Here is a 209-nt window from a genome sequence, read left to right as displayed (position 1 = left end):
TCGCACCGATTTATTCGCTCTCCAATACGCTAGTTAATATCACCAATAATCAGCTAGCTGAAGCGGTAACAGACCAAGAACTCGTTGAAGACTACCTACAAAGTCTGCAAGCGATTGGTATTAGAAGCCAGTCTTTACTTGGCTTTATTGATAACTACAGAAAGCTCACACATATTCCTGAACTTGACCTCCAACCGCTTGCGATACAG

General features: G+C 42.6%; 1 pseudogene. It reads left to right on the top strand.

The window, feature by feature from the left end:
• Window positions 1–209, top strand: a pseudogene (locus CWC11_RS22480) (NAC family transcription factor); the annotation flags it as partial.

This window comes from Pseudoalteromonas sp. S3178 (assembly GCF_005886985.1).
GTDB lineage: Bacteria > Pseudomonadota > Gammaproteobacteria > Enterobacterales > Alteromonadaceae > Pseudoalteromonas > Pseudoalteromonas carrageenovora.
The sequence above is the reverse complement of the archived record's forward strand: the minus strand, read 5'-3'. Positions and strand labels throughout refer to the sequence as shown.